This window comes from Pseudomonas sp. G(2018) (genome assembly GCF_005502415.1).
Classification (GTDB): domain Bacteria; phylum Pseudomonadota; class Gammaproteobacteria; order Pseudomonadales; family Pseudomonadaceae; genus Aquipseudomonas.
The window spans coordinates 51856-72053 of record NZ_SCOO01000031.1 but is presented as its reverse complement, the minus strand read 5'-3'; the positions used below and the strand labels follow the sequence as shown (position 1 = coordinate 72053).

18 protein-coding genes are annotated in these 20198 nt (G+C 58.9%); 15 read left to right on the top strand and 3 right to left on the bottom strand.

Going from position 1 to position 20198, the window contains the following annotated elements:
• Window positions 1-10 precede the first annotated feature (10 nt).
• Complete coding sequence (locus FFS64_RS24200; protein ID WP_095196284.1) at window positions 11-475, top strand: Lrp/AsnC family transcriptional regulator; 465 nt, start codon at window positions 11-13, stop codon at window positions 473-475.
• 121 nt (window positions 476-596) lie between these two features.
• Here the strand turns inward: FFS64_RS24200 and FFS64_RS24195 are convergent, their stop codons facing one another.
• The gene (locus FFS64_RS24195) at window positions 597-1964 is read right to left on the bottom strand and encodes an inorganic triphosphatase (protein WP_137807433.1); all 1368 of its coding nucleotides are present in this window, start codon (window positions 1962-1964) and stop codon (window positions 597-599) included.
• Window positions 1965-2120: 156 nt separating this feature from the next.
• Between FFS64_RS24195 and argE the strand changes: the two genes are divergently transcribed.
• The 11 genes from argE (at window position 2121) to FFS64_RS24140 (ending at window position 14331) form a co-directional block, all read left to right on the top strand.
• Complete coding sequence (argE, locus tag FFS64_RS24190) at window positions 2121-3278, top strand: acetylornithine deacetylase (protein WP_137807432.1); 1158 nt, start codon at window positions 2121-2123, stop codon at window positions 3276-3278.
• A gap of 204 nt (window positions 3279-3482) precedes the next feature.
• Window positions 3483-4781: an amino-acid N-acetyltransferase gene (argA, locus tag FFS64_RS24185; RefSeq protein ID WP_137807431.1), complete on the top strand. Its 1299-nt coding sequence runs from the start codon at window positions 3483-3485 to the stop codon at window positions 4779-4781.
• Between the two features lie 550 nt (window positions 4782-5331).
• A complete protein-coding gene (locus FFS64_RS24180; RefSeq protein WP_137807430.1) occupies window positions 5332-6663 on the top strand; it encodes an OprD family outer membrane porin in 1332 nt (443 codons plus the stop codon).
• 383 nt (window positions 6664-7046) lie between these two features.
• Window positions 7047-8408, top strand: a complete 1362-nt coding sequence (locus tag FFS64_RS24175) for an OprD family porin (protein ID WP_137807429.1) — start codon at window positions 7047-7049, stop codon at window positions 8406-8408.
• A 289-nt stretch (window positions 8409-8697) separates the two neighbouring features.
• Complete coding sequence (locus FFS64_RS24170; RefSeq protein ID WP_137807428.1) at window positions 8698-9336, top strand: peroxiredoxin; 639 nt, start codon at window positions 8698-8700, stop codon at window positions 9334-9336.
• A 299-nt stretch (window positions 9337-9635) separates the two neighbouring features.
• On the top strand, window positions 9636-10229 hold the full coding sequence (ssuE, locus tag FFS64_RS24165) for an NADPH-dependent FMN reductase (RefSeq protein ID WP_095196291.1): 594 nt from the start codon (window positions 9636-9638) through the stop codon (window positions 10227-10229).
• A gap of 105 nt (window positions 10230-10334) precedes the next feature.
• The gene (locus FFS64_RS24160) at window positions 10335-11315 is read left to right on the top strand and encodes a sulfonate ABC transporter substrate-binding protein (RefSeq protein WP_137807427.1); all 981 of its coding nucleotides are present in this window, start codon (window positions 10335-10337) and stop codon (window positions 11313-11315) included.
• A 25-nt stretch (window positions 11316-11340) separates the two neighbouring features.
• Window positions 11341-12489, top strand: coding sequence for an FMNH2-dependent alkanesulfonate monooxygenase (gene ssuD, locus FFS64_RS24155; protein WP_137807426.1), 1149 nt, complete (start codon window positions 11341-11343; stop codon window positions 12487-12489).
• Between the two features lie 8 nt (window positions 12490-12497).
• Window positions 12498-13280 (top strand): aliphatic sulfonate ABC transporter permease SsuC, encoded by a 783-nt coding sequence (gene ssuC, locus FFS64_RS24150; protein WP_095196293.1) that lies wholly within the window; start codon window positions 12498-12500, stop codon window positions 13278-13280.
• Complete coding sequence (ssuB, locus tag FFS64_RS24145) at window positions 13277-14083, top strand: aliphatic sulfonates ABC transporter ATP-binding protein (RefSeq protein WP_137807425.1); 807 nt, start codon at window positions 13277-13279, stop codon at window positions 14081-14083. Before ssuC ends, ssuB begins: the two co-directional genes overlap by 4 nt.
• Window positions 14084-14115: 32 nt before the next feature.
• Window positions 14116-14331 carry a molybdopterin-binding protein gene (locus FFS64_RS24140; protein ID WP_007967989.1) on the top strand — a complete coding sequence of 72 codons (216 nt, stop codon included), beginning with the start codon at window positions 14116-14118 and terminating at the stop codon, window positions 14329-14331.
• 130 nt (window positions 14332-14461) lie between these two features.
• On the opposite strand, the gene FFS64_RS24135 is transcribed toward FFS64_RS24140, so the two are convergent.
• Together FFS64_RS24135 and FFS64_RS24130 are read right to left on the bottom strand one after the other, a co-directional pair.
• Window positions 14462-15100 (bottom strand): TetR/AcrR family transcriptional regulator, encoded by a 639-nt coding sequence (locus FFS64_RS24135; protein ID WP_137807424.1) that lies wholly within the window; start codon window positions 15098-15100, stop codon window positions 14462-14464.
• 153 nt (window positions 15101-15253) lie between these two features.
• On the bottom strand, window positions 15254-16630 hold the full coding sequence (locus tag FFS64_RS24130) for a glutamine synthetase family protein (protein WP_137807423.1): 1377 nt from the start codon (window positions 16628-16630) through the stop codon (window positions 15254-15256).
• 278 nt (window positions 16631-16908) lie between these two features.
• Between FFS64_RS24130 and FFS64_RS24125 the strand changes: the two genes are divergently transcribed.
• The 3 genes from FFS64_RS24125 to FFS64_RS24115 all read left to right on the top strand — a co-directional run bounded on the left by FFS64_RS24125 (window position 16909) and on the right by FFS64_RS24115 (window position 20093).
• On the top strand, window positions 16909-17217 hold the full coding sequence (locus FFS64_RS24125) for a glutamine amidotransferase (RefSeq protein ID WP_171017127.1): 309 nt from the start codon (window positions 16909-16911) through the stop codon (window positions 17215-17217).
• A 91-nt stretch (window positions 17218-17308) separates the two neighbouring features.
• Entirely contained in the window at window positions 17309-18667 is a 1359-nt protein-coding gene (locus tag FFS64_RS24120; protein WP_137807422.1) for a glutamine synthetase family protein, read from the top strand.
• A gap of 61 nt (window positions 18668-18728) precedes the next feature.
• On the top strand, window positions 18729-20093 hold the full coding sequence (locus FFS64_RS24115; RefSeq protein WP_137807421.1) for an aspartate aminotransferase family protein: 1365 nt from the start codon (window positions 18729-18731) through the stop codon (window positions 20091-20093).
• The last annotated feature ends 105 nt before the right edge of the window (window positions 20094-20198 follow it).

Below are 20198 nucleotides of genomic sequence, written 5' to 3'. Positions count from 1 at the left end.
AGGTTTTTTTATGCAAAGCGAGCTGGACGGCTACGACCGCAAGATCCTTGCGCTGCTTCAGGAGGACGCTTCGCTTTCCAGTGCGCAGATCGCCGAGCAGGTGGGACTTTCGCAGTCGCCCTGCTGGCGGCGAATCCAGCGGATGAAAGAGGAGGGGATCATTCGCGCCCAGGTGACCCTGCTCGACCGCAAGAAAATCGGCCTGAACACGCAGATTTTCGCCCAGGTCAAACTCAACGCCCACGGACGCTCGAACTTCACTGAGTTCACCGAGGCGATTCGTGGGTTTCCCGAGGTGCTGGAGTGTTATGTGTTGATGGGGGCTGTGGATTTCATGTTGCGGATCGTCGCGGCGGACATCGAGGCTTATGAGCGCTTCTTCTTCGAGAAGCTGTCGATGGTGCCGGGGATTCAGGAGGTCAACTCGATCGTGGCTTTGTCAGAGATCAAGTCCACGACGAGTTTGCCGGTCTGAACTGCGTTGATTGTGTGGGCCTCATCGCTGGCAAGCCAGCTCCCACAGGTTTTTGTGTTGAAACACAATATGCATTTCAACATCGACCCTTGTGGGAGCTGGCTTGCCAGCGATGGCGGTGTCAGAGGCGCAGCAAAGTCTTCCAGGCCCGATTCTGATACACCGCAATCGCCTGCTGCTTGCGCGCATCCAGGGCTTCGTCGGTGATCGGTTCGTTGGCCAGTTGCGCCAGTTTATTCAGCTCGCCATACAGGCGATCCATTTCCGGGATTTCCATCACGTTGCGCGCGTGGTGCAGCCAGGCCTGGATACGTTCGATACGCGGCAGTTGCTCGGCCAGGTCTTCCGGTTGTTGCTGGTAGCGCTGCAATTGCAGCGAGTTGGCTTCTTCGCCCAACAGTCGCGGCAACCAACTACCCAACTGCGCAGCGCCCTGGCGATTGCCACGGGTGTTACGGTCGGCGGTCCAGGTGCGGGCCAGCAACCAGCGTGAAGTACTCAGGGAAAACAGGCCCCAGCGCGGGTCTTCGAGTTCTTCGAGGAACTGTTCCGGCGCGGCTTTACGCACGTCTTCATCATCCATACCGGCCTGGACCAGCGGACGCCAGTCTTCCAGCAAGGCATCCAGTGCGGCGCGCAGGTCGTGGGTCGATTGACGCGGCGCGGCCTGGCCGAGGCTGCTGATCAGTGCACGCAACTCGGCGAGGTTTTCCACCCAGTCTTGCAGCAATCGCCAGTGGCCGTTGAAACGATACTGCTCGGCCAGACGCTGACTGCTGGCCAGCAAATGCCAGCACAGGGCGGCGAAGGCATCGTCCAGCGGCGTTTCGGCGCTGAGTTGCGGTGCCGGCAAGCTCAACGAGTAGCTGTTGGCGTCGTGCAAGCGATAACCGCGTTCGGCCTTGCTGATGTCACACGGCATCAGTGGTAGGGTCGCGGCCAGTTCAGCGGCCAGTTCCAGCAGCGCGGCCGGTTCGCCTTCGCGCAATTCCAGTTCCAGTTCGCAGATTTCTTCTTTCTGCTTGCCGACGATCACCTGGCCCAGATCCAGCGCGGCTTCGATGACCACTTTGGACTTGCCGCGACCCCAGGCGATCTCGGCGTATTCGCGCACGAAATCGGTGGTGAAAATCGGCTTCAGGGTTTTCTTGTCCAGTTCGGCCAGCGCTTCGGGCCAGCATTCGCCGTCGAGTTTCTTCACATCGAGCTTGGCTTTGGGCAGGTGCCATTCGAACTCGTTACGCTCGGACAGACCGGCGACGCTCTGGCCGCGGGTCTTGAGGGTCTGAATCACGGCATCGCCATCCTTGCGCAGACGCAGGGCCACCTTGGCGCGGGCCAGGTCGCGTTCGGGCGTGTCGAAGTACTGGTTCATCAATTCACGGCTTTCCCAGCCACTTTTGTTGCGTTTTTTCAGTAACGGGTGCTCGCGCAGGGCGGCGAGGGTTTCGCGGCTGACGCGGAGTTTGATTTCGGTTTCTTTCTGCATGGCCGGAAAATCCAGGATCGGGAGCGCAGCCGGGGGAATGTGTGGCTGCCAAGGTCGTGCAGTGTACAGGACTCGTTCAACCTACGCGCCGCAACGGTTTATTCCTGTCATTGGATGGCTCTATGATGGACTTCAATTCGGGAGTTGGAGCCAGCGATGCCTTTGCCATCCATGAAAGATCAGTTCGCTGCACTGATCGCTGCACCGTCCGTCAGTTGCACCCAGGCGAGTCTCGATCAATCCAATCGTCCGGTGATCGACCTGCTGGCCGCCTGGCTCGGCGACCTTGGATTTGCTTGCGACATCCAACAGGTCAGCCCCGGCAAATTCAATCTGCTGGCCAGTTTCGGCAGCGGCCCCGGTGGTCTGGTGCTGGCCGGTCACAGTGACACGGTCCCGTTCGATGGCGCGCTGTGGCAGACCGATCCGCTGAAATTGACCGAGGTCGACGGCCGTTGGGTCGGCCTGGGCAGTTGCGACATGAAAGGCTTTTTCGCCCTGGCCATCGAAGCGGTGAAGCCGCTGCTCGATCAACCGTTCAAACAGCCGCTGCTGATCCTTGCCACCTGTGATGAAGAAAGCTCGATGTCCGGTGCCCGGGCGCTGGCTGGAGCAGGGCGCCCTTTGGGGCGGGCAGCGGTGATCGGTGAACCGACCGGACTCAAACCGATCCGTATGCACAAGGGCATCATGATGGAACGCATCGATATCCTTGGGCAGAGCGGTCATTCCTCGGACCCACGCCTGGGCCACAGCGCCCTGGAAGCCATGCACGATGCCATCGGTGAACTGCGCGGTTTGCGCTTGCTGTGGCAGCGTGAATTTCGCAACCTGCAGTTCAGCGTGCCGACCCCGACCCTGAATCTCGGTTGCATCCATGGTGGCGACAACCCGAACCGCATCTGCGGCCAGTGTTCGCTGGAGTTCGACCTGCGACCGTTGCCGGGCATGGACCCCAAGGCGCTACGTGCGGAGATTTTGCAGAGGCTCAGGCCGGTCGCCGAGCGGCATCAGGTCAAGATCGATTACGCGCCACTGTTCCCCGAAGTGCCGCCGTTCGAGCAGGCCGAGGACGCGGAGCTGGTGCGAATCGCAGAAAAGCTCACCGGCCATCGTGCCGAAGCGGTAGCGTTCGGCACCGAAGCGCCTTATCTTCAGCGTCTTGGCTGCGAAACACTGGTACTCGGCCCTGGCGATATCGCCTGCGCTCACCAGCCGGGGGAATTCCTCGAAATGTCACGTTTGCAGCCTACGGTGCATCTATTACGTCAGTTGATTGAACATTACTGCCTGACACCGGCACCGGTGAGTTGATTGCTATCAATGTGGGAGCGAGCCTGCTCGCTTCCACAGGGTTTGTGCATTGCCCGAAAGGCCGTATAAATTGCCGGTATCCCAACCCGTATTCATGAGGAGAGCGCGCGTGTCGCCAAGCCTGTTCCGACGATAACCACCAGCCCGCTGTGCGTTTTCTGTTTCGCCCTTTTTTCGGCTGCTATTTATTACAGGCCCAGGTTCATGCCCGAATACGTCAATTGGCTTCGTCACGCTTCGCCTTACATCAACGCCCACCGCGATTGCACCTTTGTCGTCATGCTTCCCGGTGACGGTGTCGAGCACTCCAACTTCGGCAATATCGTCCACGACCTGGTGTTGTTGCACAGCCTGGGCGTGCGGCTGGTGCTGGTGCACGGCTCCCGCCCGCAAATCGAAGCGCGTCTTGCCGCCCGTGGTCTGACCCCGCATTACCACCACGGTATGCGCATCACCGATGCCGCGACCCTGGAGTGCGTGATCGACGCCGTTGGCCAACTGCGCATCGCCATTGAAGCACGGCTGTCGATGGACATGGCTTCCTCACCCATGCAGGGCTCGCGCCTGCGGGTGGCCAGCGGCAACCTGGTGACCGCACGACCGATCGGTGTGCTCGAAGGCGTCGACTATCACCACACCGGCGAAGTGCGCCGGGTCGACCGCAAGGGCATCAACCGCCTGCTGGACGAGCGCTCCATCGTGCTGCTGTCGCCATTGGGTTACTCGCCGACCGGCGAAATCTTCAACCTCGCCTGTGAAGACGTCGCCACCCGCGCCGCCATCGACCTGGGCGCGGACAAACTGCTGCTGTTCGGTGCTGAGGAAGGCTTGATCGATGAACACGGGCGACTGGTGCGTGAGCTGCGTCCGCAACAGGTGCCGGCGCATCTGCAGCGCCTGGGCAACAACTACCAGGCGGAACTGCTCGATGCCGCGGCTGAAGCCTGCCGGGGCGGCGTGGCCCGCAGCCATATCGTCAGCTATGCCGAGGACGGTGCTCTGCTGACCGAACTCTTCACCCGTGACGGTGGCGGTACGCTGGTCGCCCAGGAACAGTTCGAAGTGGTGCGCGAAGCGGCCATCGAAGATGTCGGTGGATTGCTGGATTTGATCAGCCCGCTGGAAGAGCAGGGCATTCTGGTGCGGCGTTCCCGTGAAGTGCTGGAGCGCGAGATCGAGCAGTTCAGCGTGGTCGAGCGTGAAGGCATGATCATCGCCTGCGCGGCGTTGTATCAGATTGCCGATTCGGATGCCGGTGAGCTGGCGTGTCTGGCGGTGAACCCGGAGTACCGTCATGGCGGTCGCGGCGATGAACTGCTGGAGCGCATCGAAACCCGCGCCCGGGCTAAGGGATTGAAAACCTTGTTTGTCCTCACCACCCGCACGGCCCACTGGTTCCGCGAGCGTGGCTTTGCGCCGAGCAGCGTCGAGCGCCTGCCGTCGGCGCGGGCGTCGCTGTACAACTATCAGCGTAATTCGAAGATCTTCGAAAAGGCCCTCTGATCGCCCCACCCACTGTAGGAGCGAGCTTGCTCGCGATGAGCGCGAAGGCACCTCGTTCATCCAGGACGCCGTCGTCTTCGTTGACGTCCATCGCGAGCAAGCCCGCTCCTACAAGTCCTCCGAAAAATAAAATCGCCGATACATAAACTGTAACAAACGGGCTGGATAGTGCGCGTTTGGTCGGCAGGGCGTTGGCCATTTCGACAGCAATTGTTGCGGGATTGTGTCAAGGCCGGATCGATCTATAGATCGCTTGGGGGATATCCTTTAGGAATTAGCTAATCAGCCGCCGCTCTATTCTGAGCAGTCGCAGGACGGGGAGCTTAATTCCTAAACGGTATGAGAAAAGAATCCACCCATTCTTTTCAGGTTCATGACGAACTCATGACCCTGCATGGACCAAAAAACTGGGGATTAGACTATGGTCGTAGACACACATGGTTACGATTGACTTGTGAGTCACCGTCCGGCGCTAATCGCGCATCTTAGGATTCCGGGCAATGGACCCGGGACCAGGACTACAAGAATTAGAGACGAGAGGAGCTTAACAATGAACAAGTCCACCTTGGCCCTGGCCGTGGCCGTAGGGGTTTTGGCGCAGCAGGCAGGCGCCGCGGGTTTCATCGAAGACAGCAAGGCTTCCATCAGTTCGCGCACCATGTATTACAACGACGATAACCGTGATGCCGGGGGCTCGGATCAGAGAGAGACCGCTGAAGGCCTCAAGCTCGATTATCTGTCTGGTTTCACACAAGGTACCGTTGGTTTTGGTATCGATGCTCAGGCGCTCATGGGTATCCACCTGGACGGCGGCAAAGGTCATCACCCAGCCAACAACAACACGTTCTTCCCAAGCGACACCGATGGTTCGGCCGTGGACGAATGGAGCCGTGCGGCTGCCAACGTCAAGGCTCGCTTCTCGAAGACCGAGGCCCACTTGGGTGGCGCTCTGCAGCCGAACATGCCGATCCTGGTAGCGAACGACAGCCGTTTGCTGCCGCAGACCTTTGACGGTGGCACCATCACCTCGAAGGAAATCGACAACGTGACCTTCAACGTAGGTCAGCTGGAACACTCGGCGGGTCGCGCCTCGTCAAACTCCACAGGTCTGGCCGTGGCTGGCGGTACTCAGGACAGCAACCAGTTCCGCTACGCCGGTGCTGATTGGAAGGTCACCAAAGACCTGATGCTGCAGTACTACCACGCTAATCTGAAGGACTACTACAAGCAGGACTTCCTTGGCTTGGTTCATGTCTTCCAGATCGACCCAAAACAGTCCTTCAAGACTGATCTGCGCTATTTCGACAGCAGCTCCGATGGCAAGAACGGTGACGTTGGCTACCGCTTCAATAACAACGGTGGTTTTGCCAAGACCCCGGGCGAGGTCGATAACAAGACCTGGAGCGCCATGTTCACCTACACCCTGGGTGGCAACGCCTTCTTGTTGGGTCATCAGCGGGTCAACGATGACGGTGGCTTCGTTTACCTGAACCAAGGCAACGTGGTTGATAGCAATGGTCGTCCGGAAGCGAATGGGGGCTCCAGCTTCTACCTGTTCACCGATGCCATGATCAACGGCTTCGTTCGGGCAGGTGAAAACACCACCTTTGGCCAGTACACCTACGACTTCGCTGCTGCAGGCGTGCCAGGTCTGAAAGCTTCTGTGGCTTACTTGAAGGGTGAAAACATCAAGTCCGCCACCGGCGGCAGTGATGCATCCGAGTGGGAACGCGACATGCGGGTGGACTACACCATCCAGCAGGGCGCGCTCAAAGGCCTGGGCGCAACCGTGCGTCATGGTGTTTACCGTGGCGACGCGGTCGGCCTGCCCGACAAAGACCAGACCCGTCTGATCTTCAACTACACCTACGCCTTCATGTAAGCTGTAGCTAAAAAGCCTCGTCAATTCGACGAGGCTTTTTTTCGGGTTGATTTTTATATTCCATAAAGAATGCACATGATGATTTTTTATTCTTTTTAGATTCTGTCGTGACCACCTAAAGTAGGCCCACCTGACACATCAGGCCCCCGCATGACCTCTTCAGTCCTCTAGTAGAACAACCTCAGTAATTGATTTTCGAGCCGATACCGATGTCCTGGCTCGGGCAACTGCTGCGAATCCATATTCCATTGCGATATGAATAATGATGCGCTGATTCTTTTTAGATTTATGAACAGGTATCCTGCGCGGCCCAAATTCAAGGATCCAGGGCGTTCGACCCCGGACCAGCAACACAAAAATTAGAAACGATAGGAGCGAAACACATGAACAAGTCCACCCTGGCCCTGGCTGTGGCCGTAGGGGTTCTGGCGCAGCAAGCAAGCGCCGCCGGTTTCATCGAAGACAGCAAGGCTACTTTGGGGCTGCGTAACTTCTACATCAACCAGGACTTCCGTGACGGGAGTGCCGAGCCGAACAAAAACGAAGAATGGGGCCAAGGTTTCGATCTGCGTTTCACTTCCGGCTACACCCAAGGCACCGTTGGCTTCGGTATCGACGCCATCGGCCTGCTGGGTGTGCGTCTGGATTCGGGCGGCGGCACTAATGGCAACGTTAACGCTAATGGCACCTCTGGTAACGCTTATGGCGGCACTGTGTTTCCGAGCAAGTCCAACGGCGAAGCAGTTGATAACTTCTCCAGCCTGGGTCTGACAGCCAAGGCCAAGATCTCCCAGACTGAGCTGAAGCTCGGTACTTTGCAGCCGAAACTGCCGGTGATCGTGACCAACGACGGTCGTCTGCTGCCACAAACCTTCCAGGGTGGCCAGATCACCTCGGGCGATATCAAAGACCTGACACTGATCGGTGGTCAGATCGAACACGCCAAGGGTCGTAACTCCAGCAACAATGAAGAGCTGTCGATTGCCGGTGCCAACGGTCGCACGGCTGCTGGTCGCGACAGCAACAAGTTCATCTACGGTGGCGGTGACTACAAAATCACCAAAGACCTGACTGCCCAGTACTATTACGGCAATCTGGAAGATTTCTACAAACAGCACTTCCTGGGTCTGACACACAACTGGGCAATCGGGCCAGGCGTACTGAAATCCGATCTGCGCTACTTCAACAGCCGTGATGACGGTGCCAACGGTCACGATCCGTTCTACTACACCTCGGGCGACTACAACGCGCCTAATGGTAAAGGCAAGGTCGACAACAACCTGTACAGCGGCCTGTTCCTGTACACCGTTGAAGGTCACACCTTCGGTGGTGGTTATCAGGTCAGCAACGGCAGCAGCGACTTCCCGTTTCTGAACCAGGGTGATGGCTCGTCGGCCTACATCATTACTGACATGCAAATCCAGAAGTTCGCCCGTGCCGGCGAGCGCACCTGGCAGGCACGCTACTCGTTTGACTTCGCCAAGGTCGGCGTACCTGGCCTGACGGCTGGCGTGATTTACCTGCACGGCGACGACATCGATACCGTCAACGCGGCCGGTGGACAAGCAGCTAATGGTGCTTCCGAGTGGGAACGCGACCTGACCGTAGGCTACGTCGTCCAGTCGGGCCCGCTGAAGAACCTCGGCCTGCAGTGGAGAAACGCCATGTGGCGTACCGACCTGCCGAATACTCGCTCGCAGGACGAAAACCGCCTGATCGTCAGCTACTCGATCCCGCTGTTGTAATCGCGTAACCGACGCAAAAAAAGCCCCGCCCGGCATCACGCCGGGCGGGGCTTTTGCGTTTTCAAGCCGGGCTCACCCCCGTAAACCCGCCTTGAAGTTCCCCTCTTTTGCAGCAACTCAAGGCCTTCTCGAACCTTGTGGCCGATGTTCGACGGGATGGGAAGTCGCGTCCAGTGAACAGATCTTTAATATTTCATTTGGATCTAAATAAATTGATATTTATTCTTTTTAATAGATAAGAAACGCAGGCACAGTTGAGTTCAACCAGCACTCACCAAGGAGCAGCACAATGAGCATCAGACTGGGCGATATCGCCCCCGACTTCGAACAGAATTCCAGCGCCGGCACCATCCGTTTCCATCAGTGGCTGGGCGATAGCTGGGGCGTGCTGTTCTCCCACCCGGCGGACTTCACGCCGGTGTGCACCACCGAACTCGGCTTCACCGCCAAATTGAAAGATGAATTTTCCAAGCGTGGCGTCAAGGCCATCGCACTGTCCGTCGACCCGGTGGATTCGCACCACCGCTGGATCGAAGACATCAACGAAACCCAGAACACCGTCGTTAATTTCCCGATCCTCGACGACGCCGACCGCAAGGTCTCGGACCTCTACGACCTGATCCATCCCAACGCCAACGACACCCTGACCGTGCGCTCGCTGTTTGTGATCGACCCGAACAAGAAGGTGCGGCTGACCATCACCTACCCGGCGAGTACCGGTCGCAACTTCCACGAAATCCTGCGGGTAATCGACTCGCTGCAGCTCACCGACAACCACAAGGTGGCCACCCCGGCCAACTGGCAGGACGGTGACGAGGTGGTCATCGTGCCTTCGCTCAAGGATGAAGATGAAATCAAGCAGCGCTTTCCCAAGGGTTATCGTGCGGTGAAGCCTTACTTGCGCCTGACGCCGCAACCAAACCGTTGAGTCATTGAGCCTGGTGGTGTGGCGGATGCCGCGGTCAACTCTGGGAGCGAGCCTGCTCGCGAAGACGATGGCCCAGGCGCCGCAAGTTTCAAGGTGAATTGAATCCATAAAGCAGGGGATTTTCAGGCCGTTTCGACGGCCTGTTTTTTTGTCTGGAACACATGAAACTGCATATTGCTTAAATGCATAACCAAATGAATAAATATGATTTATGGATATATAAGTCAGCTGTTAAGGTCACTCCATCGAAGCGAGATCGCAAACCGCGAATCGCCAACACCGTTCAAGGAATTGTCTGAATGCTGGTCGTCTCACTCGGTGGCAGTCCCAGCCAACGCTCCCGTTCCGGAGTGCTGCTGGAGCGCTCCCAACGTTGGTTGCAAGGGCAAGGCGTGGAAGTGGTGAGTTACCAGGTGCGGGACTTCCCGGCCGAAGACTTGCTGCATGCGCGCTTCGACAGCCCGAAGGTGATCGATCTGCTGCAACAGATTGAAAACGCCGATGGCTTGCTGATCGCCACGCCGGTCTACAAAGCCTCTTTTTCCGGTGCGTTGAAAACCGTGCTGGACCTGCTGCCCGAGCGCGCTCTGGCGCACAAAGTGGTTCTACCGATGGCAACGGGAGGCAGCATCGCCCACATGCTGGCGGTGGATTACGCACTCAAGCCAGTGTTGTCGGCCTTGAAAGCCCAGGAACTGCTGCAGGGGATTTTCGCGGTCGACAGCCAGATTGCTTATGGCGAAGGCAGTGCCCAGGCGCAGCTGGCTCCTGAGCTGGAAGAACGGCTGAATGAATCGCTGGAATTGTTTTTCAGCGCCATGGCGCGACGGCCCAAGCCGCTCGATCCGAATCTGTTGAATGATCGTTTGTTGAGTGCTCGCTGGAGCATTTGAATTCCACTGAAAGTAAGCCCCACCCAAAATTGATGTACTGGCCTTACTCGCCCGCCAACGGGCAAGCAGGTGCAGCCAAAACCCAACAGCAAAAAGGAGAGCGCCATGCGCCCTGTCATTTTGCGTCGTGGTCTGGTCGCTCTGTTTGCTGCGGCTGTCACCTTCGGCGCCATTACTCAAGCTCAGGCCGAGACGTTACGAATCGGCTATCAGAAATACGGCACCCTGGTGCTGCTCAAAGCCAAAGGCACTCTGGAAAAACGCCTCACCGCCCAGGGCGTGGACGTGCAATGGACTGAATTCCCCGGCGGCCCGCAACTGCTCGAAGGGCTGAACGTCGGCTCCATCGACTTCGGCGTGACCGGCGAAACACCACCAGTGTTCGCTCAAGCGGCAGGCGCCGATCTGCTCTACGTCGCCTACGAACCACCAGCACCCCACAGCGAAGCGATCCTGGTGCCGAAAGACTCACCGATCAAATCGGTGGCCGAACTCAAGGGCAAGAAAGTCGTCCTGAACAAAGGTTCCAACGTGCACTACCTGCTGGTTCGCGCCCTGGAAGACGCCGGCCTCAAATACACCGATATCCAGACCGTGTTCCTGCCGCCGGCCGATGCCCGCGCCGCATTCGAGCGTGGCAGCGTCGACGCCTGGGTCATCTGGGACCCGTACCAGGCTGCCGCCGAACAGCAACTGCAAGCGCGCACTCTGCGCGATGGCCAAGGCATCGTGGACAACCACCAGTTCTACCTGGCGACCAAGCCTTACGCACAGAAAAATCCTGAGGTGATCAAGACCCTCGTGGAAGAAGTGCGTGCGGTTGGCGAATGGTCCAAGGCTAATCCTGAAGACGTGACCCAACAGGTTTCACCACTGCTCGGCCTGCCGGCGGACATCACCCTGACCTCGGTGAAGCGCCAGGGCTACGGTGCGCTGTTCCTTACTCCGGAAGTGGTCGCCGCGCAGCAGAAAATCGCCGACAGCTTCTACCAGCTCAAGCTGATTCCGAAGCCGTTGAGCATCAAAGACGTGATCTGGACGCCACCGGCGGCCGTTGCCCAAAGCTCAGTAACCAAAGCCCAGTAATTCGATTCCCCAAGGAGACCACTCCATGAGCCTCAATATCTTCTGGTTCCTGCCTACCCACGGCGACGGCCATTACCTTGGCACCGCCGAAGGCGCTCGCGCTGTCGACCATGGTTACCTGCAACAGGTCGCGCAAGCGGCTGATCGCCTGGGTTTCGGCGGGGTGCTGATTCCTACCGGTCGTTCCTGCGAAGACTCTTGGCTGGTAGCTGCATCGCTGATTCCTGTGACCCAGCGTCTGAAGTTTCTTGTCGCCCTGCGCCCCGGGATCATTTCCCCGACGGTGGCCGCGCGTCAGGCGGCGACGCTGGATCGGTTGTCTGGCGGGCGAGCATTGTTCAACCTGGTAACGGGTGGTGATCCGGAAGAATTGGCCGGTGATGGCCTCTTCCTGACTCATGAGGAGCGCTATCAGGCCTCGGTGGAGTTCACCCGTATCTGGCGTCGGGTGCTGGAAGGCGAAACCGTCGATTACGACGGTCAGCACATCAGCGTGAAGGGCGCCAAGCTGCTCTATCCGCCGATCCAGCAACCGCGTCCGCCGCTGTACTTCGGTGGCTCTTCCGAAGCGGCGCAGGACCTGGCGGCAGAACAGGTGGAAATGGTCCTGACCTGGGGCGAACCACCGGCGGCCGTTGCCGAGAAGATCGAACAGGTACGCGCCAAAGCCGCCAAGCTCGGGCGCACCGTGCGCTTCGGTATTCGTCTGCATGTGATCGTTCGCGAAACCAATGCCGAGGCCTGGCAGGCGGCGGATCGACTGATTTCGCATCTGGACGACGACACCATTGCGCGCGCCCAGGCTTCGCTGGCGCGTTTCGATTCGGTTGGCCAGCAACGCATGGCCGCGCTGCACGGCGGCAGTCGCGACAATCTGGAAGTCAGCCCCAATCTGTGGGCCGGTGTCGGTCTGGTGCGTGGCGGTGCCGGGACGGCGCTGGTGGGCGATGGTCCGACCGTGGCCGCCCGCGTGAAGGAATACGCGGACCTGGGCATCGACACTTTCATATTCTCCGGTTATCCACACCTGGAAGAGTCCTATCGCGTCGCGGAATTGTTGTTCCCGCATCTGGATATCGAACGTCCCGAGCGGCCGAAAAGCGCCGGCTACGTCAGCCCGTTCGGCGAGATGGTGGCCAACGATATTCTTCCCAAAGCCGCGTCCCAGAGCTGAGGCGCGCCATGAAGAAAATCATCCACAGCCTCGCGCCCTGGGCGTTGCCGGTATTGCTGTTGGCGGTGTGGCAGTTGTCGGTGTCGGCGGGCTGGTTGTCCACACGGATTCTGCCGGCACCCATCGCCGTGATCGAAGCCGGTGTAAGCCTGGTGCGCAGCGGCGAGATCTGGACACACCTGGCTATCAGTGGCTGGCGTGCGGCGCTGGGCTTTGCCATCGGCGGGGGCCTCGGCCTGACCCTGGGCTTTATCACTGGCCTGTCGAAATGGGGCGAGCGCTTGCTCGACAGTTCGGTGCAAATGATCCGTAACGTGCCGCACCTGGCGCTGATTCCACTGGTGATCCTGTGGTTCGGCATCGACGAGTCGGCGAAGATTTTCCTGGTGGCGCTGGGCACGTTGTTCCCGATCTACCTCAACACCTATCACGGCATCCGTAACGTCGACCCGGCGCTGGTGGAGATGTCCCGCAGTTACGGTTTGTCCGGTTTCAGTCTGTTTCGCCAAGTGATCCTGCCAGGCGCGCTGCCTTCGATTCTGGTCGGTGTGCGCTTCGCCCTGGGCTTCATGTGGTTGACGCTGATCGTGGCAGAAACCATTTCCGCCAGCTCCGGCATCGGTTATCTGGCGATGAATGCCCGGGAATTCTTGCAGACCGACGTGGTGGTGCTGGCGATTCTGATGTACGCGGTACTCGGCAAACTCGCTGATCTCGCGGCCCGTGGACTTGAGCGTGTGTGGCTGCGTTGGCACCCGGCCTATCAAGTCGTTAAAGGAGGTGCCGCATGACGGCTCAACAACCTCTACGCCTGCTGCGCGGCATTCCGCTGGCGGTGCGCAAGTTGCAAAAAACCTTCGGTTCACGGCAGGTGCTGCGCGAGATCGATCTGCATATTCCGGCGGGCCAGTTCGTCGCGGTGGTCGGTCGTAGCGGTTGCGGCAAAAGCACCTTGCTGCGCTTGTTGGCCGGCCTCGATCAGCCTACGGGTGGTGAATTGCTGGCCGGTTCCGCGCCGCTGAGTGAGGCGCGGGAAGACACCCGGTTGATGTTCCAGGAAGCGCGTCTGCTGCCATGGAAAAAGATCATCGATAACGTCGGCCTCGGGCTCAAGGGCAACTGGCGACCAAAGGCACTGGAAGCCCTGGAAGCGGTCGGCCTGGCGGACCGCGCCAACGAGTGGCCGGCGGCCTTGTCCGGTGGGCAGAAGCAGCGTGTGGCGCTGGCCCGTGCGTTGATCCATCAACCGCGCCTGCTGTTGCTCGATGAGCCCTTGGGCGCGCTGGATGCCCTTACCCGAATCGAAATGCAGCAACTGATCGAACGGCTCTGGCAGCAGCACGGCTTCACTGTGTTGCTGGTGACCCACGACGTCAGTGAAGCGGTGGCGATTGCCGACAGGGTGATCCTGATCGAGGACGGCGAAGTCGGCCTCGACCTGCACGTGGAGCTGCCGCGCCCTCGGGTCCGCGGTTCCCAACGGCTGGCGGCGCTGGAAACCGAAGTCCTCAATCGCGTGCTGTCACTGCCCGGACAGCCGCCGGAACCGGAACCTGTTTCACCCTTGCCTACGCAGTTGCGTTGGGCTCAATAACTCAAGCCTTATCCACGACAGGAATCAACATCATGACTATCAAAGCCATCAACGTTCGCAACCAATTCAAAGGCTCCATCAAGGAAATCGTCCTCGGTGACGTGCTGTCGGAAATCGATGTGCAGACCGCTTCCGGCATTGTCACGTCGGTGATTACCACTCGTTCGGTGAAAGAGCTGGAACTGGCGGTGGGCAGTGAAGTGATCGCTTTCGTGAAATCCACCGAGGTGTCGATCGCCAAGTTGTAAGGCGCGTGCGGTGCACACAACCCCGGAGGGTTTGAGTCCTTCGGGTTTTTTTATACGTATGAATCAGTCAGTTCGGCGGTGAGGCCTTCGCGAGCCTGCTCGCGAAGAGCCCCATGAAGCCAATAAAGAATCAGGCAGGGATTACGCGCTTTGGCAAATACGGCGGCAGGTACAGCCCCAGATACGCATCAAACACGCGCATGCCTTCCTCGGCCATGCGTGGGGTGATCTGCCCGTGTTGCTGCACCGAACGTGCATATACCCGGTCGCCGAGTTCCATGGCCAGGGCAAACACATCGACGTCATTCGGCAATTTAGGTAGCTCGAAGTGGTGATCGAACAGCTTGTGCATCAGGTCGCCCAGTTCGATGTCGTGTTGGCGGTCGGCCTGGGTGACTTCGGTGAGGCCATGCTGGGCGAGGATCAATTGGCGGGCGGCGGCGTCTTCGCTGTAGATCGCCAGCATGCGTTGTTCCACCAAGCGCGACAGATCACGCCAGCCGCCTAAGGCGTGATGGTCGATGGGCGCTTGCAGACAGGCACGGAACGCCGCGTGGACATCGGCCGTCAGCGCTTCGAGCAGGGCCGGGACGCTGGCAAAAAAGTGGTAGACGGAAGAGGGCGGGATCTCGGCGCGCTCGGCGACGCTGTAGATCGACAGACTGGCCACGCCCTCGGCCGCCAGCAGCGTGCGCGCCGCATCGAGTATCGAGTCGATCCGGGCCTGGCTGCGTGCACGGGGTTTGCGAACGGTGGCGGTGCGCGTCATTGGAGTCTCCTGCGGGGCAGCGGGCATTGTACGAGCAGGGTTGTGTGTTGTCTTCTAGGCCGCCATCGCGGGCAAGCCCGCGATCCGCCGCAGGCGGACATAAAAAAACGCCGCAGGCCTTATCAGCCAACGGCGTTTTTTCGCTACAACCGCTTAAACGGTATGCAGGTACCAGTTGTACTCAAGGTCGGAGATGGAGTGTTCGAACTCCTCCAGCTCACTCTCTTTGCACGCGACGAAGATATCGATGTATTTCGGATCGATGTACTTGGCCATGACTTCGCTGTCGTCCAGCTCACGCAAGGCATCGCGCAGGTTGTTCGGCAGACTTTGCTCGTTCTGCTCGTAGCTGTTGCCTTCCACCGGCGCGCCGGGTTCGATCTTGTTGACCAGGCCGTGGTGCACGCCCGCCAGGACCGAAGCCATCAGCAGGTACGGGTTGGCATCGGCGCCGGCTACACGGTGCTCCAGACGCACCGCGTCGGCGGAGCCGGTCGGTACGCGCAGGGCCACGGTGCGGTTGTCCAGGCCCCAGCTCGGCGAGTTTGGCACGTAGAACTGTGCGCCGAAACGGCGGTAGGAGTTGACGTTCGGGCAGAGGAAAGCCATCTGTGCGGGTAGGGTCTCGAGCACACCGCCGATCGCGTGACGCAGCGCGGCGTTCTGCTCGGGATCCTCACTGGCAAAAATATTCTTGCCGTCTTTGTCGAGAATCGAGATATGGACGTGCAGACCGTTACCCGCCTGGCCCGGGTAAGGCTTGGCCATGAAGGTGGTGTCCATCTCATGGTCGTAGGCGATGTTCTTGATCAGACGCTTGAGCAGGACCGCGTAGTCGCAGGCCTTGATCGGGTCGGCCACGTGGTGCAGGTTCACTTCGAACTGCGCCGGGGCACTTTCCTTGACGATGGCGTCGGCCGGGATGCCTTGCTCTTTCGCGCCTTCCAGAATGTCCTGGAGGCAGTCGACGTATTCGTCGAGGTCGTCGATCAGGTAGACCTGGGTCGAGTGCGGGCGTTTACCGGAAACCGGTGAGCGAGGCGGCTGCGGACGACCGTTCACGTTCTCCTGGTCGATCAGGTAGAACTCCAGTTCGAACGCGGCGCAGATGGTCAGGCCCAGGTCGTCGAATTTGCGCACGACATTGGCCAGCACTTCGCGCGGGTCGGCGAAGAACGGCTCGCCTTCGAGTTCGTGCATGGTCATCAACAGTTGCGCGGTCGGGCGCTTCTGCCAGGGTTCATTGCACAGGGTATCGGGGATTGGATAGCAGATTCGGTCAGCATCACCGATGTCCAGGCCCAGGCCGGTGCTTTCCACCGTCGAGCCATTGATATCCAGAGCAAATAGAGAGGCCGGCAGGTTGATGCCTTTCTCGTAAACCTTGTGGAGGCTGGTGCGTTCGATGCGCTTGCCGCGCACCACACCATTCATATCCGCAATCAGAAGGTCAACGTACAGAACCTCAGGATGTTCCTTAAGGAACGCGTTCGCTTCGTTAAGCTGAACGGCACGCGGGGGTACCGACATGATGCAACACCTTTGTTGTTAAAAATATCAATCATTGATCTTTTCAGATTCCAGTCAACCCGAACGGCCTGCCGAAGTCAAGCGAGGCCTTTTTTGCCCTAAAAAAGCGCCGTGACGGCATTTATGGGGCAGTTTGGGGCGTTTTTTTATCCATGGGGGACGCGACACCCGCAGGCTTGAGCAGACCGTGTTGTATTTTTTACGGGGGTGTTGTGTAAAAAAATGAACAAGGCTAAGCTCGAATCAAACCCATAACAGCAATAATACCGGGGTGCTTCATGTCTCGCCTGCCGTTAATCGGCGTCACCGACTGCTCCAGGCAGAACGGTCTGCATGCTTATCACATCAGTGGCGATATCTGCTTGAGCGTTGAGGCTCCAGAGGCTTCGGACCTGTCGGTGATCCTCGCTTCCCTGGCGGATCGACCATCCCCGTCCGTTATTCTGGACAGCCTCGATGGCACACCCATTACGGTTACTCCATTCAATATAGAACCTATTCACAATAGCGGCTCGGCCATCGTGCAAGGTACCGCTCGTGATTTTGCACGCCCCATGTTTACCGGGGTGCCCAGAAAATCACGATAGCCTGTGCCAGATACGTATTTCAACGCGACGCCGATGCGTCAAACATCGCCTGACTCGCAAGGGTCGGGAAACTCAAAGCCTAGAGGCATTTATGAGTAACAACCTCGACCAGCTCACCGATTGGTTGAAAGACCACAAGATCACAGAAGTCGAATGCATGATCGCCGACTTGACCGGGATTACCCGGGGCAAGATTTCGCCGACCAACAAATTCATCGCCGAAAAAGGCATGCGTCTGCCAGAAAGCGTGCTGTTGCAGACCGTAACCGGCGATTACGTCGAAGACGACATCTATTACGAACTGCTCGACCCGGCCGACATCGACATGATCTGCCGTCCCGACCAGAACGCGGTGTACCCGGTGCCATGGGCCATCGAACCGACCGCCATCGTCATCCATGATACCTACGACAAGCAAGGCAACCCGATCGAGCTGTCGCCGCGCAACGTGCTCAAGAAGGTCCTGAAACTCTATGCCGACAAGGGCTGGCAGCCAATCGTGGCGCCGGAAATGGAGTTCTACCTGACCAAGCGCAGTGACGACCCGGACTATCCGCTGCAGCCACCGATCGGCCGCTCCGGCCGCCCGGAAATCGGTCGCCAGTCGTTCTCCATCGAAGCGGCGAACGAATTCGATCCGCTGTTCGAAGACGTCTACGATTGGTGTGAATTGCAGGAGCTGGACCTCGACACGCTGATCCACGAGGACGGCACGGCACAGATGGAAATCAACTTCCGTCACGGTGATGCCCTGTCCCTGGCCGACCAGATTCTGGTGTTCAAGCGCACCATGCGCGAAGCCGCGCTCAAGCACGACGTGGCGGCGACCTTCATGGCCAAGCCCATGACCGGCGAGCCGGGCAGTGCGATGCACTTGCACCAGAGCATCATCGACATCGAAACCGGCAAGAACATCTTCTCCAATGAAGACGGGACCATGAGCCAGTTGTTCCTGCAGCACATCGGTGGTCTGCAGAAACTGATTCCCGAGCTGTTGCCGCTGTTTGCGCCCAACGTCAACTCGTTCCGCCGCTTCCTGCCGGACACCTCGGCCCCGGTGAACGTGGAGTGGGGCGAAGAAAACCGCACCGTGGGACTGCGGGTGCCGGATGCAGGGCCGCAAAACCGCCGGGTGGAAAACCGCTTGCCGGGCGCCGATGCCAACCCGTACCTGGCGATCGCCGCGAGCTTGCTCTGCGGTTACATCGGCATGGTCGAAGGCCTGAACCCGAGTGCGCCGGTGGTGGGGCGTGGCTATGAACGCCGCAACCTGCGCCTGCCACTGACCATCGAGGATGCGCTGGAACGCATGGAAAGCAGCGCCACCATCGAGAAGTACCTGGGCAAAAATTTCATCACTGGCTACGTCGCGGTCAAGCGGGCCGAGCATGAAAACTTCAAGCGCGTCATCAGTTCGTGGGAACGGGAATTCCTGCTGTTTGCCGTCTGATGCACCGGGCGCTGCCGTTGTCGAGCGGCGCTCTCACCTGGATTTTTTTAGGAGATTCGTAATGACCAGCAACAATCCGCAAACCCGTGAATGGCAAACCCTGAGCAGCGATCACCACCTGGCCCCGTTCAGCGACTTCAAGCAGCTGAAAGAGAAAGGCCCGCGGATCATCACCAATGCCAAGGGCGTCTACCTGTGGGACAGCGAAGGCAATAAGATCCTCGACGGCATGGCCGGCCTGTGGTGCGTGGCGATCGGTTATGGTCGCGATGAGCTGGCCGACGCCGCCAGCAAGCAAATGCGCGAACTGCCGTATTACAACCTGTTCTTCCAGACCGCTCACCCTCCGGTGCTGGAACTGGCCAAAGCCATCGCCGACATCGCGCCAGAAGGCATGAACCACGTGTTCTTCACCGGTTCCGGTTCCGAAGGCAACGACACCATGCTGCGTATGGTTCGTCACTACTGGGCGATCAAGGGCCAGCCGAAGAAGAAAGTCATCATCAGCCGCAAGAACGGCTATCACGGTTCCACCGTGGCCGGCGCGAGCTTGGGCGGCATGACCTACATGCACGAACAGGGCGACTTGCCGATCCCGGGCATCGTCCATATTGCCCAGCCTTATTGGTTCGCCGAAGGCGGCAAAATGACCCCGGAAGAATTCGGTATCTGGGCTGCCAATCAACTGGAAGAGAAAATTCTGGAAATCGGCGTCGATAACGTTGGTGCCTTTATTGCCGAGCCGATCCAGGGTGCCGGTGGCGTGATCATTCCGCCAGACAGCTACTGGCCGCGCATCAAGGAAATCCTCGCCAAGTACGACATCCTGTTCGTGGCTGACGAAGTGATTTGTGGTTTCGGTCGTACCGGTGAGTGGTTCGGTACCGATTTCTACGACCTCAAGCCCGACATGATGACCATCGCCAAAGGCCTGACCTCCGGCTACATCCCTATGGGTGGCCTGATCGTACGCGATGAAGTGGTCGACGTACTCAACGAAGGCGGTGACTTCAACCACGGCTTCACCTACTCCGGACACCCGGTGGCGGCGGCTGTGGGCCTGGAAAACATCCGTATCCTGCGCGACGAAAAAATTGTCGAGCGGGTCAAGGCAGAAACGGCACCGTATTTGCAGAAACGCCTGCGGGAACTGAACGATCACCCGTTGGTGGGCGAGGTTCGTGGGGTGGGTTTGTTGGGGGCCATTGAACTGGTTCAGGACAAGGCCACGCGCAAGCGCTACGAAGGCAAGGGCGTCGGCATGATCTGCCGGCAGTTCTGCTTCGATAACGGGCTGATCATGCGTGCCGTGGGTGACACCATGATCATCGCGCCACCGCTGGTGATTACACCGGCTGAAATCGATGAGTTGGTGACCAAGGCACGCAAGTGCCTGGACCTGACCCTCAGTGCATTGAAGGGCTAAGTGCTAGGCTCTGAGTGGAAGCATGAAACTTTCGCTCGGCTCAGTCATAAAGGGCGGCCTTTCCTTGAAAGACCGCCCCGGATCTTGCCAGACTAGCCGCGGTTC

Coding starts and splice junctions, on each gene's coding strand:
- FFS64_RS24200 (WP_095196284.1), top strand. CDS start 11: ATGCAAAGCGAGCTGGACGGCTACGACCGCAAGATCCTTGCGCTGCTT.
- FFS64_RS24195 (WP_137807433.1), bottom strand. CDS start 1,964: ATGCAGAAAGAAACCGAAATCAAACTCCGCGTCAGCCGCGAAACCCTC.
- argE (WP_137807432.1), top strand. CDS start 2,121: ATGCCTTTGCCATCCATGAAAGATCAGTTCGCTGCACTGATCGCTGCA.
- argA (WP_137807431.1), top strand. CDS start 3,483: ATGCCCGAATACGTCAATTGGCTTCGTCACGCTTCGCCTTACATCAAC.
- FFS64_RS24180 (WP_137807430.1), top strand. CDS start 5,332: ATGAACAAGTCCACCTTGGCCCTGGCCGTGGCCGTAGGGGTTTTGGCG.
- FFS64_RS24175 (WP_137807429.1), top strand. CDS start 7,047: ATGAACAAGTCCACCCTGGCCCTGGCTGTGGCCGTAGGGGTTCTGGCG.
- FFS64_RS24170 (WP_137807428.1), top strand. CDS start 8,698: ATGAGCATCAGACTGGGCGATATCGCCCCCGACTTCGAACAGAATTCC.
- ssuE (WP_095196291.1), top strand. CDS start 9,636: ATGCTGGTCGTCTCACTCGGTGGCAGTCCCAGCCAACGCTCCCGTTCC.
- FFS64_RS24160 (WP_137807427.1), top strand. CDS start 10,335: ATGCGCCCTGTCATTTTGCGTCGTGGTCTGGTCGCTCTGTTTGCTGCG.
- ssuD (WP_137807426.1), top strand. CDS start 11,341: ATGAGCCTCAATATCTTCTGGTTCCTGCCTACCCACGGCGACGGCCAT.
- ssuC (WP_095196293.1), top strand. CDS start 12,498: ATGAAGAAAATCATCCACAGCCTCGCGCCCTGGGCGTTGCCGGTATTG.
- ssuB (WP_137807425.1), top strand. CDS start 13,277: ATGACGGCTCAACAACCTCTACGCCTGCTGCGCGGCATTCCGCTGGCG.
- FFS64_RS24140 (WP_007967989.1), top strand. CDS start 14,116: ATGACTATCAAAGCCATCAACGTTCGCAACCAATTCAAAGGCTCCATC.
- FFS64_RS24135 (WP_137807424.1), bottom strand. CDS start 15,100: ATGACGCGCACCGCCACCGTTCGCAAACCCCGTGCACGCAGCCAGGCC.
- FFS64_RS24130 (WP_137807423.1), bottom strand. CDS start 16,630: ATGTCGGTACCCCCGCGTGCCGTTCAGCTTAACGAAGCGAACGCGTTC.
- FFS64_RS24125 (WP_171017127.1), top strand. CDS start 16,909: ATGTCTCGCCTGCCGTTAATCGGCGTCACCGACTGCTCCAGGCAGAAC.
- FFS64_RS24120 (WP_137807422.1), top strand. CDS start 17,309: ATGAGTAACAACCTCGACCAGCTCACCGATTGGTTGAAAGACCACAAG.
- FFS64_RS24115 (WP_137807421.1), top strand. CDS start 18,729: ATGACCAGCAACAATCCGCAAACCCGTGAATGGCAAACCCTGAGCAGC.